This is a genomic window from Ochrobactrum sp. EDr1-4, assembly GCF_049199085.1.
In the GTDB taxonomy this organism is placed as follows: Bacteria; Pseudomonadota; Alphaproteobacteria; order Rhizobiales; family Rhizobiaceae; genus Brucella.
Map to the genome: position 1 here is coordinate 15,289 of NZ_JBLZOF010000009.1, position 13,625 is coordinate 28,913.

Consider the following 13,625-nt stretch of genomic DNA (forward strand, 5'->3'; position numbering starts at 1 on the left):
TTAAACCAGGCGTTATGTTTTGTACCCTCACGCATATTTTCATGCGGTTGTAGAGGAGCGAAAGCATGACGGTATCCGAGAAAAAACTTAAGTATAATCAGCCTTTGGGTGGGGATACCATGCCACGCTTCGCTGGTCCAGCGACGATGATGCGCCTACCACAAGCGGTTAGCGGCGCGCTGTTGGACGCAGCATTCATTGGCATTCCATTGGATATTGGAACCTCCAATCGCTCAGGAACCCGTTTGGGGCCGCGCCAGATTCGTGACGAGAGCCGCATGATCCGCCCTTTCAATATGGCGACAGGATCCGCCCCGTTCAACCATATACAAGTTGCAGATCTTGGTGATGTACCGATAAACACATTTGATCTCAAGCGCAGCGTCGAAATCATTACCCAATATTACACCGATCTTCTTCGTCATGAGGTTATTCCACTGACGATGGGCGGCGATCACACTATTTCGTGGCCAATTCTGCGCGCCATAGCACGCAAGCATGGACCAGTCGCTTTGATTCATGTTGACGCGCATGCCGATACGAATGAAACCATGTTCGGCGAAGCTGTTGCTCATGGTACGCCCTTTCGACGTGCCGTTGAAGAAGGACTGCTTCAATGTGATAAGGTCTGGCAAATTGGCTTACGCGGGAGTGGCTATTCACTTAGCGACTTTGATTGGGGGCGACAGCAAGGCTTCACGGTCGTGCCCGCTGAAGAATGTTGGTATAGCTCAATGGCGCCAATTATGGCACGCATCAGATCCATCATTGGGCAAGAGCCGTGCTATTTCTCTTTTGACATTGACAGCCTGGATCCCGCCTTTGCTCCCGGTACCGGGACTGTCGAAATTGCTGGGCTGACGACCATCCAGGGACTAGAGATTGTCCGCGGGTGTAAAGGGCTGAACCTTGTGGGTTGCGACCTGGTGGAGGTGTCCCCGCCCTATGATCCCACAGGCAACACAGCCGTAATTGCTGCCAACCTACTATACGAGATGCTATGTGTGTTGCCGGGGGCAAAATGATGCCCCAGGAACCAGTCATTTCATACCCAACAAAATGCTTTTTTTCTTTCCGAAAACTCAATCAAGATGGATTACCAGCGCAGGTTTTGGCGAGCTATGTCGGATCAATTGCGCTATCTCCGCTTATGCTGCTACCTATTCTGGTCTATGCATATGACGTCCAATTGGGTTTTGGACCTGATATGGCTGGATGGATATCGTCCTCCGCAATCATTGGACTCTCAATCGCCACTGTTCTAGTCGCATTACGCGCCAGCCACTGGAATATGGGACGAATATCAGTTTACGGCATGATTATCATGCTCATATTTACCATGTTTACACTTATGTCTCACCAGATTATTGCAATTTTTATATCTAGCTTCATTGCGGGTTTTGGTGGTGGTCTGACACAAGCTGCCGTTGCCGCAGCACTCGGTCGAACAAAGCGTTATGAGCGCGCTTTCGCCATTTTTACATCATTTCAGTTTTTCTATCCAGGCATAGGTGCGTATTTTTTTCCGCGACTGCTACAGAGACCTGTAACGTCCCTTTTGCATGGTTTCAACGGTATGCAATGGGGGCAATCGATTCTCATTTTGTCGGGACTGCTATTAGCACCCATCGTCGGAGCATTCATCTATTTGCCAGAAAACGGAATGTCCGTCGACCATTCTGCTGAGGCGAAAAATCTTGAGCTAAAAGCTCTAACATCTTTGCCTGCTATACTATCAAATATAGGTATATGTATTTATGGTGGATCAAACGGAGCTATATTTGCCTATTCCGAAGGGATTGGACGCATAGCCGACCTCGATATTAATCGAATTGGTGACATCATCGCATATGCAAATTTTGCGGCTGGAACCGCCGCATTAGGAGTGGCCTGGATCGAAAATCGATTTGGCCATTATCCTCCTCTAATCACCGGCATTTTAATACAATTGATCTCAGCAATAATTCTTTATGTCTTCGCGTCTGAAGCGGGTTATATTACCGGAATGTTTGTATTTACAATATCGTGGGCACTGGTATTCCCTTTTTTCCTCAGCATACAGTCGCAACTTGATCGTTCAGGTTCAGTGGTAACATTTGGCCAGTTCGCTAATCTGGTTGGTACTGCAGCCGGGCCTTCAATCGCCGCGTACTGGGTTGGCTCAAAAGGCCATTTCGTTTCGGCGATATGGGTGGCGGCCGTCATGACGATTTTGTCTATGCTTCCAATGATCGCAATAAGAGTCGTTTATAAAGGACAACCCAAATAATGTGGAGTATCCCATACCAGACATTCTTGTCGGCTTAACGTAACTCTTAATGGTAGGCGTCTATCGACCCTCTCCGCTATTGTTTAAGCGTTTATGCAGATGATGACCACAAACGTATAGCCAATCTTTCCTTAAAAGCTCGATACGCCTTATTTTTTAGCAATCATTATGTGGGGAAACACCCCTAGCCTGAAAGTAGCCTACTGATAACACTTTTGGGAGCGATAGTATGATCGCGGTTTGTACGGAGTTTTTTTGGTATAAGTTCATTCTGATCGTCAACGCGCCAGAGAGTATGCTTCGCACCTTTGATTTATTACAAGTACTCAACTAATTGCCATTAATCACCTGGAGGTGATTTACGGAAAAAGGTAATTGTACAATGCTGTCCTAACTTCTCATAACCATTCGGTTACTTTCTTAGCGAAAGCGATTGTACCCCAATAAGTCAACATGGCTCCAACCATCCGAAAATTCATCAAAGGAAGCGGATACATCCATCTGATACCGCGTTGATTTCAACTGAAAATGATAACGATGACACAGCGGAGAGGGAGGCTATGGCGTAGTAAATGATCGACTCCTTAGATAACAGGAAAGTTACTTAGCGATGCCACGGGCTACACCTATTCCTTAACGTCAGAGCCATGGGTGGCGCGTCTGCCCCAACAGAATTAGCGCAGCAATACCGTTTGGCTTTGTTTGTATAAAACGGATGAAATAAGGTTCCGCAGACAATGGAATTTGTTTTTCGCGGACGATGTTTTCCTAATTACTCGCAAGTCCGGCGTTCCCCTTATAATCAACAATAAAAGGTGAAATAATGCATCTGATTTTTGGTCTTCCCGCAATTTTTAGCGTAGTCATTTCCGTCACCCCGGCGATCGCCGACGTAACCATCTATAGCGGTCAGCACGAGGCCGGTACGAAGGCTGTTGCCTCAGCATTTACGAAAGAAACTGGAATTAAGGTTGTCGTAAAGCGCGGCTCTACAGAACAATTCGCAGGTCAACTCGCTGAAGAGGGAAATGAATCCCCCGCTGACGTTTTCTGGTCAGAGCAAATTCCTCCGTTACTGGCTCTTGCCGAAAAAGGTTTGCTTGCTCCACTGAACGCTTCGTTGATTGCTCAAACGAACGGTCAAGGGTTCAAATTCGTCCCTAAGGCGGCTGGCAGGGATTGGGTTGCAACAAGCGGAAGAGCCCGCGTGGTCGTTTATGATCCAAAGCAAATCGCTGAATCCAAACTGGCGGCATCAATCCTCGACTATTCAAGGCCAGAATGGAAAGGCCGGATCGGCTATGTTCCTACGTCGGGTGCGTTCCTGGAGCAGGTGATTGCTATTACAAAGCTGAAGGGCGAGGAAGCCGCACGCAGCTGGCTCACGGGTCTGAAGGAGAATGGTAAGCTTTATGCCAGGAATTCCGTCGCACTGAAGGCAGTCGAAGCTGGAGAGCTCCCTGCTGCGCTCATCAATAACTACTACTGGTACAACATGCTCCGCGAACAGGGCAGCCTGGACAAGGTCAGAAGCAGATTGCATTTCATTGGTCATGAGGACCCGGGTGCGATGATAACTTACGCAGGGATCGGCGTTGTTAAGGCTTCTGTGAACAAAGAAGAAGCTAATAAGTTCGTTGAATTCGTCGTCAGCAAGAATGGACAGCAAGTATTCTCGAACGTCAGAGCTGAATATCCGCTTCGTTCGGATGTCAAATCTCCTTTCGGTATGATGCCCTACACGGAACTGGAAGCGCCTGTGGTGCCCGCGACAACGTTTTTGGATCGCGAGGCCGCTCTGAAGCTGCTCGAGGAAGTTGGCCTCAAGTGACTTCAAAACGATATGTCGTAGGTAGTCGAAGTGGCCAGCGCCCGCCCCTGTGGCTGGTGTTCGTGGTGGCGGGGATCAGTGTTCTGATGCTGATCCCTCTTGCTTACATAGCTATTCGATCATCGAATGTCGGCATGGATCGTGCTGTCGCCCTACTTTTTCGAGAGCGTACCTGGTCTTTGCTCGGTAATACCATGATACTTGCCATCCTCGTTTCCCTGATCTCTGTGGGCGTCGGCACATGTTCAGCATTACTCCTAGAACGCTATCGGATATGCGGGCGGCAATTCTTTTCGTTAACAATTACCTTACCGCTTTGCATCCCGGCTTTTATATCAAGCTTTAGCTGGTTAAGCTTAAGCTTCCGCTTTTCGGGATTGGCTGGCTCTGTACTGGTTATGTCCATGGTATCTATTCCGCTGGCATATCTTCCAGTCGCAGCAGTCTTGAGACGAATAGACAGATCATTGGAGGAGGTGAGTTTTTCGTTGGGACGTAGTCGCGTATTCACCTTCTGCCATGCCGTGTTACCGCAACTCCGCCCGGCTCTGGGCAGTGGCTTCCTGCTTATATCGCTGCATCTGCTCGTTGAGTTCGGAGCGGTCTCAATCTTAAATTACCCGACTTTCACAACGGCGGTATTTCAAGAATACGATATGGCCTTCGATAACGCTACAGCGGCCCTTTTGTCGCTTGTTCTGGCCTTCATCTGTCTTGTTATCGTTGTGGGTGAGTTCTTCATTCGCGGTAACGAGGAACTAAGCGGCCGCGGTCGCGGCGTAGCAACACCACCGGTTCCGCGTGAACTGCCCGGAGTGCTACACATCTTAGCGGTACTTTTTTTTCTCATTCAGTTCGGTGTTGGAGTGATCATTCCGGGTGCCGTGGTCGTCTATTGGACGGTGATCGGTTCGTCTCTGCAAACAAAGTTTGCGTTTTGGGAATTGGCTGACTCTATTGGCCTCACCGTGGGAATATCGCTTGTAGGCGCCCTTGTTACCCTGCTTGTAGCAGCGCCGCTTGTCTGGTGCTCGGTACGATACCGAAGTTTGCTCACCTTGTGGATAGACCGGCTACCGTTTCTGTTGCATGCGCTCCCCGGAATTGTCATTGCTTTGGCTTTGACATACTTCTCCATTCATTATGCCCGCCCCTTCTATCAAACATTTGTTCCTGTATTGCTGGCTTACCTGATGCTATTTCTGCCTATGGCACAGACAGCACTCAGGGCATCGTTCCTAATCATACCCAAAGCAGTTGAGGATGTTGGACATTCTCTAGGGCGGTCCAGGGCCTTTGTATTTCGAACGTTGGTAGTCCCAGCTATGTTACCCGGCATAGCAGCTGCATTTTCCCTTGTCTTTCTCAATATGACAAAGGAACTCACTGCTACTCTGGTTTTGACACCCACGACAGTACCGACGGTAGCAGTATCTGTGTGGGAATTGACTCAGGATGGTTCGTATGGAGCCGTCGGCCCATATGCTCTGGCACTCATACTCTTCTCAGGTATTCCAGTATTTTTTGTGAGGAAATATGCGTTCAACTGACGAAAGAACCAGTCTGCTAAGCTTGAGAAATGTCAATAAAAGCTTTTCAGGCAAAACCGTCCTTAATGATGTCTCACTGATACTTGCTGAGGGTGAAGTAATTTTCCTGCTGGGTCCATCAGGCTGCGGCAAGACGACACTACTGAGGATTATCGCCGGATTTGAACAAGCCAACCAAGGAAGCATGCAAATTCGCAATCGGATGGTTTTTGGACACGGCAGTTTCATTCCGCCTCAAGGCAGGCATCTGGGTTACGTCGTGCAGGACGGCGTGCTATTCCCGCATCTCAATGTCTATCGTAACATAGCCTATGGCCTGGGTGACGGTACGGGGCGGTCGCGTGAGGATCGCGACAGGATAATGGAAGTCATGAAGCTTACCCAAATTTCAGAATTGGCCAATTATATGCCGCATCAGGTCTCGGGAGGGCAACAGCAACGGGTGGCGCTTGCTCGGGCACTCGCTCCAAAGCCTGAGGTCATGTTGCTCGATGAGCCATTCAGTGCTCTCGACGAGCATCTAAGAGCTCGGATTAGAAACGAAGTTATCGAGATACTGCGCAAGAGTGGCTCTGCAGCAATTATTGTCACTCACGACCGCAAGGAAGCTTTCAGCTGCGCTGATCGTGTGGGCCTGCTCCAGAACGGACGACTCGTCCAGCTCGACACACCAAAGGAAGTTTATAACAATCCGACTTCAAGGGAGGCGGCAGACTTCATTTACGATGAATACCTTCTCTTACCCGCCCGTCTTTCCAAAGACGGAAGTTATGCGACCTGTACACTTGTAGATCGCCTGCCCGTCCAATGTCATGAAGGAGCAGCGAACAGTGGAAAAATGGGGCAACTGCTTATTCGCTGTAATCAATTGCAACCGGTAGCGCAAGACGATGCTGAAGCACTATTCTTAGCAACGGTTAGTCAAGTGAATTACCTGGGCGCCTCCACCAGGCTGTCAGTGTCGACTAAAGGAATCACTTTTTGCTTAGTGCTGCCTGGCGAAGCTCTGTCTTACAATGTGAGCGATGTTATTGGCTTCAAGGTTTTCGGTAGTAGTAACTTTTTTTAGGAGTGAATATATTTTGCTCCATTTTCCGATGTTACCTCTCCTTTACCAGGGGAGTATCCGTTTTAATCGCGCAGGAGACTTACGTTCAGCGGGCTTGCCGCGCGGGTGAAATAGTTCCAATTTTATTGGAGTGAGAACTTTGCTGGGCCTGGTCAGGAAAGCACCAGTTACTGGTTGAGCATCTTAGTTTGCCTAACAGTCCAGCATCTATGTTCAGGGCCTACGCGTGCGTGCAAAACTTCCCTAAACAATATTGCTTGTTGGACTTCATCAAGATCAAAACCTGCAAAAGCAGCACCCATAGAAAGTTCCTGACCGTCAACGTTAGTGTCCGCACCAGACAGCAATTTGCCGTTTATTCTTGTGGTGTCGGCAATTTTAACCACCCCATAACTCATAACAGTGGCGGCGTAAAAGCGATTAAATCCGTGTCTAAATCACCAACAGATAGTGACGCTCCGACATCAATGGCCCTGCCTTCAACCTAAGGCCGCAAATCATGATCGCCGCCAACAATTACAGCACCATTTGTAGAGGCTTTACTCACGACAAAAACAATATCGGAAGCGGCGCTCGTCGCAATGATGGTAAGGGTGGCCGTCGCGACGAGCGCCCCGCCAGTCGGGATACTGTCAGAAACACCAACATCCAGTCCGGCGGTAAGGGTCATATTGTGGAAACTTACAATCGAGGCAGCAGCGATAGAACCAAACGTAGCCGTAAAGCAATCTGAAGCAACTCGTTATCAGAGGACTTTTTGTCAGATTCCAGTGCGGTCCTCGCAATTGCCAATGTGAGAACATTCACGTTTTCCTCACCTTGCTTGAACCGTGCAGTCTGTACAACTAATCACTACGAAACGGCCTTACTCTATGCGGCTTTAACCTCAGTGCAACCGTGCCAATTATCAAAACGGGCCAATTGGACTGCTGGTGCTTTTGGCTTCACTGCTTCATCATCCACCTGAGCTGACACGGAAACGGTCATTAGCATGGTGGAGACAACAGGTAAGGAAATCCGACATTAAATTACGTTCATTCCAGCAAAAATCCCAACTCATATCATCACTCCCAACACTGACGATAATTACTAATCTGAATGTTAAACCTCTGGAACGACCTTAGGAGTACCTAAAGCGAAATCAGCAATAACTACTGTTCTAGATTTGCATACATAAGTCATGCAGAATAGATTTCATAATGGAAATAAGTTCATAGATTCTATTCGGCAAGAGATTTATGTCAATGAATTTTAACAATAAAAAATGAAAATAAAAAATCCTTAATCAACCCCAACGGAATTTATGTGACTGCTACCAGTGCTGTGGCAATTATATCTCATGTGATAAGTTATAGGTCGATCTATGTAGAAATTGACCGAGGCAGGCGCGCGTTACGGCTGACTTCAGAGAGGAACCTTTTCTCAAATCCGTCATCCTGCATGCGGTTTTCTTTTACGTTCGCTACCCGGTTTCATATCGAGAACTGCGAGAGATCCTTAATAAAAGAAGCATGTCAGTGGATCATGCGATCCTGAGCCGATGCGTCGTTTATTACTTACCGCAGATTGTGTGGTCATGGTAAAGCGCGATTATCCCCGCATTACACATAGAGAGCTTCGAAAATTTATTTCAGGGGTCGTTCAGATCATATTGAGGAGCGAACACCGAGGGCATCACTTCGTCTCGCCTGGGGGGATATCCATACACCGGCAAGCGTTCCACCTCATGTACCTCATACCGAGCTACTGATAGCATACGAGGATGCGTTCGCGAGCGTTCTGTGGCTCCTGGCAGCTGTCACGGTGATATCGGTTGCAGTCGCTTTTTCTTTGCTCGGTAGATCGATAGGGGCTTTGAACGGTGCAAATGACGATGGCATATCTGACCTCCAGGAAGGTAGACAAAGCCGAGGGCAAGGTCGCATTGAGATACCCAAAACATGAGCTCTTTCGCATGTTGTACTTCAAAATAAAGGGTACTAAGGGACAATTGCATGTGGAAAGCTGAAACCCTTCAACCTGGCAAATGAGCTCGGTAATTTCATGTAGTCCAGATACCCCAAATGCTAAGGGTATACACTTTGGCAATACCCATAATGGACATGGACTTAGGTGTCTACTATCGCTTCACTGAGAACGGAGCGCAGCCAGGCAACTGCGGGGTGCCCACCGAAAGTATTGTGAGACAACATGTCGATCTGTGTGGGGGGCAATGGATAAGGCGCCTCGTGCATAACGAGCCCGTAGGTGTCCTGGTAAGTTTTTGCGACACTGCGCGGTAACAGAGCGATCATATCTGTCGCTGCTACAAGTGACGGCACACCAAGAATAAGGGGAACCGTTGCCCCAATTTGGCGAGACAAGCCAACTTCTTGCAGCAGTCCGTCAAGAAATGGTGGGTTGCTTGTTACGAATGCGCGTTCAAGACCTTCCCGTTCCTGCATACCCGCAGCTTCCATCGCCGCACGGCCTGACAATTAGACGTCAATGTGCGGATAATGTCCGAGCGTTTCGATTGTTAGCGGCCTGGCAGCGGCTGGATGACCCTGACGCATAATCCACACGTTATCTACCGATACGAGCGGCTCACGCCTGAAACGGCTGGGAATCCGCCCGAAAGAACCGACAACAAGATGCAGGGTTCCGCGATCCAGTTCTTCCACCAGATTGAGATCATTGAACAATCGCAGCCAGATTCTGACGGCCGGCGCCTCATTTTCCAGTCGCTTCATAACCGCTGGGAGAAGAGTGCTAATATAAAAATCCGAAGTAGCGACCACAAAGTTCATATCCGCTTTGTCAGGCTTAAATCGAACTGGGGCAAGGGTCGCCGATATATCAGACAGGGCGATGCGCAGTGGCTGCGACAACTCTTCTGCACGGGGTGTTGGATGCATGCCGTGCGGACCGCGCACAAATAGTTCATCTGACAAAATATGTCTTAATATGCCAAGGGAATGACTGACTGCAGACTGAGTGAGGTTGAGCCTTTCCCCGGCCATTGTCACGCTCCGCTCTTCCATCATAGCGTTGAAAACACGGATCAGATTAAGATCGATATTATGAATTTTGCTCATGATTTAAATTATAACAAATCATTTCAATCATGGAAGCGGCCGTATCATATTAGAGCACAACTTCGATTTTCACAGACCAAAGCGTTTCAAGGAGACCATAATGAAAAAATCGCTTTGTTATGACAGCAATTTTTCAAAGCGCTGGCGGCGCTCTGGCTAACAATCCATTTGTCGATCAGTCTGTAGCCATGCCAGCCCAAGGGAAAGCATTTGTTCTGCCCGGTCGCAATACGAACATTTCTTCTGGTAGGCTTGATTTCACCAGCACTGCGGATATTGCTCCTGCACAGCAGGTAAGGCAGGACGGTTGGGCACATGGCTTTGACGATGCTTCGCCTTCAAGCATCAGAAACTGATGTTATTCGACTTGCTCTGAAAGCGAAGGCAAGTTTCCTGCTTCGCCATTTTGGTTTGACAACCAAGGTATCAACCTCACACAATTCGGGTAGGAACTGCGTGTTATGAACAAGCGAGAGAGTAACAAAGCCGGCACCCGGCGTCGTCGCCGGACATATCTCAGCCTTGCCCGGGCATCTGTGATTGTCGCCAGAATAGGTCTCGCAATTGTCATTCCGCTTGGGTGGTGAAGCTGGGTTGTGGGCATGACCAATCAGACGACCGACAATGCCTATCTGCGCTCTGACGCTACGCCGCTAAGTGCTGAAGTTGACGGGCGTATCGTTCACTTGCTGGTGGAGGATTATCAACACGTCAAGGCCGGACAGTTGCTTATGCAGATCGACCCAACCCGTTATCAGGCCCGGGTGGATCAGGCCGGGGCCGGAGTAGCCGCCGAACGGGCAGCAATCCACAACGCGCAGAGTAACATCACCTTGCAGCAGCGTGTGACCGAACAGGCAGAAGCCGGGTTGACCGCGCTCAACGCAGACCGTGAGCGCATCGTTAGCGAAGGTCGTCGCCAGACATCCCTGACTAAAGACGGCTGGTCGACAACCCAAAAGCTAGAAGCCGCGATTGCTGACGTCAAACGGATCGAAGCGCAAATTGCCGAAAAACAGGCCGAAATTGCAGCCGAGCGCCAGAAACTGGACGTACTATCCACGCAATCCGATCAGGCCGATGCAGAACTATCCAATCAGCAGGCTGCATTGCGGCTCGCACAGATCGATCTGGATCGTACCCGCATCACAGCACCAATGGATGGCGTTGGGGTGTAACCGGCGCACGCGAAGGACAATATGTACGCTCCGGCTCTCAACTCGTTTCCATTGTGCCTGTCTCCAAGCTTTATGTAATTGCCAATTTTAAAGAAACACAGCTGGCTAAGTTCAGGCCCGGACAGCTTGTAAGCGTGACTATTGATTCATTCCCGGGCATGGAGCTGCATGGTTATGTAGAGCGACTGTCACCGGCCACCGGATCTGAGTTCAGCCTGCTGCCGCCAGACAATGCGACCGGCAACTTTACAAAAGTAGCGCAGCGTGTCGGCGTACGCATCGCAATTTCGCATATTGGTGTACTCGACGGACTGCTTCGTCCGGGCATGTCGGTCGTGGCAACGGTCCATACAGACCAGACCATTGAGACGACAGCCAGTCTCACCCAATAAATCGCAGGTCGTTTGTCCGGGAACTTAATTCCGGCGGACAGGCAGCAGGAACTCAAGATCAATGACCACCGCTAACACTATTGAGCGTTCTGCCCAATCACGATCTGCAAACCTGCCCGACATGCGGGCGTTGATAGGTGTCGCCGCTGTGCTGTTTGGTACGACAACATCTTTGTTGAACTCGCGGCTCACGGATATAGGGCTGGCTGATGTTCGTGGAGCGCTCGGCGTTGGCATGGATGAGGCCAGTTGGCTGACGACGGCTTATGTGGTCGCCGAAGTGGCCGTCATTCCATCCGCCGTCTGGTTGCGTGCGGTCCTCTCGCCTGCTCGTGGCGTCATGATCGGCGCGCTTATCTTCACTGTTGCATCTTTGGCCGCTCCATTCAGTCCCAATCTCCAGACACTGATTACCATTCAGGCAATACGCGGACTGAGCGCTGGTACACTAATACCAATGGCTTATGCTGTGATCATGCGGCATTTGCCACAGCACTTACGGCTTTATGGCTTGTCGCTTTATGCGCTGGCCTCATCACTGACACCAAGCCTTGCCGTCAACATTGAGGGCTGGGTAATCACGCATCTGTCATGGAAATATCTGTTCTGGATCAATATAGTACCGGGTAGTCTTACATTGCTGGCGGGAGCCTACGGGCTTGCTAATGATCCTATTAAGTTTCTGCGTTTCCGCAGACATGACGGCTTCGGCCTGCTGGCGCTGTCTTTCGGACTGGCAACATCGGTAACGGCGCTTGATCAGGGCAATCGTCTCGACTGGCTCGGATCTGGATTAATCGTAGGCCTGCTGGCTTCAGCCCTGTTCTTTCGGACTATTTACCTAATCCATGCATTGTGGCATCCAGGCCCGGTGGTCAGCCCGCGCCTGCTTGCCAGACGCAATGTAGGCATCAGCTTGTTTTTGACGTTCACCATGCGCATTGGACTGATGACCTCCGCTTATTTGTTACCGCAATACCTGATCCGGATTCGGGGCTATCGCGCGCTGGAAAATGGTACGATGTTCTGCGTAGCTGCTTTGCCACAACTCCTTTTGACGCCAATCGTCGCCTGGCTGATCTACAGGATAGATCCGCGAAGTCTGATAGCATTAGGACTTCTGTTGTTCGGAGCAGGTGTTCTTATGTTATCGGACATTACGCACCTGTGGACGTCGGATCAAATATTGCCTTCGCTGTTTATGCAGTCTATTGCGGCACCACTCACATCCATACCGCTGATGGTTTTGATAACGGAAGGCATCAGCGTCCGGGAAATAGCGTGGATCGCTTCTCTTGTTCATATCGTTCGCACCGTTGGTACAGCCTCCGGCCTTGCTGCGGTCAGCACGTTCACCCGCATAGAGGAACAGATGCACTCGAACTTACTCGGTTTGCATCTTGAACGAGGTGCTGCGGATGTACAGTCGCGTATCGACAGAACCGCCACCATGCTGGAGGCTTACAACAGTGATCCGGCGAAGGTGACTGCGCAAGCAACGCTCATGCTTGCCAGAGCAGTGCAGCGGGAAGCTTTTGTTCTAGCTTATAGCGATATTTTTGTCCTGATTAGAGTCGGCATTACTCTTACGGCACTCGCAACACTCTTTTTGCGCCAGCCACTGCTGCCGGGAAAATTCCTCTAGGCACTTCAGTCTAAAGATCGTTTCATCGTTTTTTGATAAAAGGGCTTGACCAGTTAGGGGATTTCATCGGCACATTAAAACCATTTCTCGGGAGCAAGGCTGTTGTCGACGGCTTTAGCGAAGGCATTGATGTAAGAGCGTCAGTTATCGTAACACCCAACAGGGTTTTTTCGCATATGTGGAATGGCTCTGGTGGCAAGGTTTTTCTGGCCATTTTTACTTGGTTGTGTTGCAAACTTTTCATCACGAATGGCTGTGATATCTTATTTGGATTTAAACAGCCGAGTTTTTTAATGTTTAAATGTCGTCATTTTGATAAATCCATTATCCATTTGTGTGTTCGTTGGTACCTGGCTCACAATTTGAGCCTGCATAATCAGAAGGAAATGATGGCGGAACGTAGCGTCGATCCCGATCACTCAATAGTTGGGCCATCTGCTTTAGCGCAAAACTACTGAAACGCTTCAATCAAAAGAACCGTCAGGTCACTCGCAAATGAACCTCTATGAAAACTATATCAAGGTCAAAGGCAGTTGGCTGTCTTTATATCGTGTCATTGACTGCCCAAAAGACATCACAGATACCGTGATGAAAAGAATGCAACACACCGCCCA

General features: G+C 49.4%; 11 protein-coding genes and 2 pseudogenes. 11 read left to right on the forward strand and 2 right to left on the reverse strand.

What is annotated here, in order from left to right:
• The first annotated feature begins 65 nt into the window (after nt 1–65).
• The 5 genes from speB to ACOZHT_RS20290 all read left to right on the forward strand — a co-directional run bounded on the left by speB (nt 66) and on the right by ACOZHT_RS20290 (nt 6,719).
• Nucleotides 66–1,025 carry an agmatinase gene (gene speB / locus ACOZHT_RS20270; protein WP_421566399.1) on the forward strand — a complete coding sequence of 320 codons (960 nt, stop codon included), beginning with the start codon at nt 66–68 and terminating at the stop codon, nt 1,023–1,025.
• The gene (locus ACOZHT_RS20275) at nt 1,022–2,269 is read left to right on the forward strand and encodes an MFS transporter (RefSeq protein ID WP_421566400.1); all 1,248 of its coding nucleotides are present in this window, start codon (nt 1,022–1,024) and stop codon (nt 2,267–2,269) included. The genes speB and ACOZHT_RS20275 overlap by 4 nt, the downstream gene beginning before the upstream one ends.
• Before the next feature lie 823 nt (nt 2,270–3,092).
• Nucleotides 3,093–4,100, forward strand: coding sequence for an iron ABC transporter substrate-binding protein (locus tag ACOZHT_RS20280; protein ID WP_421566401.1), 1,008 nt, complete (start codon nt 3,093–3,095; stop codon nt 4,098–4,100).
• A complete protein-coding gene (locus ACOZHT_RS20285; protein WP_421566402.1) occupies nt 4,097–5,650 on the forward strand; it encodes an ABC transporter permease in 1,554 nt (517 codons plus the stop codon). The genes ACOZHT_RS20280 and ACOZHT_RS20285 overlap by 4 nt, the downstream gene beginning before the upstream one ends.
• Complete coding sequence (locus ACOZHT_RS20290) at nt 5,637–6,719, forward strand: ABC transporter ATP-binding protein (protein ID WP_421566403.1); 1,083 nt, start codon at nt 5,637–5,639, stop codon at nt 6,717–6,719. The genes ACOZHT_RS20285 and ACOZHT_RS20290 overlap by 14 nt, the downstream gene beginning before the upstream one ends.
• 484 nt (nt 6,720–7,203) lie before the next feature.
• On the opposite strand, the gene ACOZHT_RS20295 is transcribed toward ACOZHT_RS20290, so the two are convergent.
• Nucleotides 7,204–7,389: a hypothetical protein gene (locus tag ACOZHT_RS20295; protein WP_421566404.1), complete on the reverse strand. Its 186-nt coding sequence runs from the start codon at nt 7,387–7,389 to the stop codon at nt 7,204–7,206.
• A gap of 763 nt (nt 7,390–8,152) precedes the next feature.
• Here ACOZHT_RS20295 and ACOZHT_RS20300 point away from each other — a divergent pair.
• A pseudogene (locus tag ACOZHT_RS20300) lies at nt 8,153–8,287 on the forward strand (IS6 family transposase); the annotation flags it as partial.
• Between the two features lie 540 nt (nt 8,288–8,827).
• On the opposite strand, the pseudogene ACOZHT_RS20305 reads toward ACOZHT_RS20300, so the two are convergent.
• Nucleotides 8,828–9,796, reverse strand: a pseudogene (locus ACOZHT_RS20305) (LysR substrate-binding domain-containing protein).
• Between the two features lie 119 nt (nt 9,797–9,915).
• Between ACOZHT_RS20305 and ACOZHT_RS20310 the strand changes: the two are divergent.
• From ACOZHT_RS20310 to ACOZHT_RS20330, 5 genes are all read left to right on the forward strand, one after another.
• The gene (locus ACOZHT_RS20310; protein WP_421566405.1) at nt 9,916–10,152 is read left to right on the forward strand and encodes a hypothetical protein; all 237 of its coding nucleotides are present in this window, start codon (nt 9,916–9,918) and stop codon (nt 10,150–10,152) included.
• A gap of 246 nt (nt 10,153–10,398) precedes the next feature.
• On the forward strand, nt 10,399–10,974 hold the full coding sequence (locus ACOZHT_RS20315) for an HlyD family secretion protein (protein ID WP_421566406.1): 576 nt from the start codon (nt 10,399–10,401) through the stop codon (nt 10,972–10,974).
• Nucleotides 10,905–11,366, forward strand: coding sequence for an HlyD family secretion protein (locus ACOZHT_RS20320; RefSeq protein WP_421566505.1), 462 nt, complete (start codon nt 10,905–10,907; stop codon nt 11,364–11,366). The genes ACOZHT_RS20315 and ACOZHT_RS20320 overlap by 70 nt, the downstream gene beginning before the upstream one ends.
• A 61-nt stretch (nt 11,367–11,427) precedes the next feature.
• Complete coding sequence (locus ACOZHT_RS20325; RefSeq protein WP_421566407.1) at nt 11,428–13,011, forward strand: DHA2 family efflux MFS transporter permease subunit; 1,584 nt, start codon at nt 11,428–11,430, stop codon at nt 13,009–13,011.
• A 32-nt stretch (nt 13,012–13,043) separates the two neighbouring features.
• Nucleotides 13,044–13,469: a hypothetical protein gene (locus ACOZHT_RS20330; protein ID WP_421566408.1), complete on the forward strand. Its 426-nt coding sequence runs from the start codon at nt 13,044–13,046 to the stop codon at nt 13,467–13,469.
• Nucleotides 13,470–13,625: the final 156 nt, after the last annotated feature.

Coding starts and splice junctions, on each gene's coding strand:
- ACOZHT_RS20310 (WP_421566405.1), top strand. CDS start 9,916: ATGACAGCAATTTTTCAAAGCGCTGGCGGCGCTCTGGCTAACAATCCA.
- ACOZHT_RS20315 (WP_421566406.1), top strand. CDS start 10,399: ATGACCAATCAGACGACCGACAATGCCTATCTGCGCTCTGACGCTACG.
- ACOZHT_RS20295 (WP_421566404.1), bottom strand. CDS start 7,389: ATGACCCTTACCGCCGGACTGGATGTTGGTGTTTCTGACAGTATCCCG.
- ACOZHT_RS20290 (WP_421566403.1), top strand. CDS start 5,637: ATGCGTTCAACTGACGAAAGAACCAGTCTGCTAAGCTTGAGAAATGTC.
- ACOZHT_RS20325 (WP_421566407.1), top strand. CDS start 11,428: ATGACCACCGCTAACACTATTGAGCGTTCTGCCCAATCACGATCTGCA.
- speB (WP_421566399.1), top strand. CDS start 66: ATGACGGTATCCGAGAAAAAACTTAAGTATAATCAGCCTTTGGGTGGG.
- ACOZHT_RS20275 (WP_421566400.1), top strand. CDS start 1,022: ATGATGCCCCAGGAACCAGTCATTTCATACCCAACAAAATGCTTTTTT.
- ACOZHT_RS20280 (WP_421566401.1), top strand. CDS start 3,093: ATGCATCTGATTTTTGGTCTTCCCGCAATTTTTAGCGTAGTCATTTCC.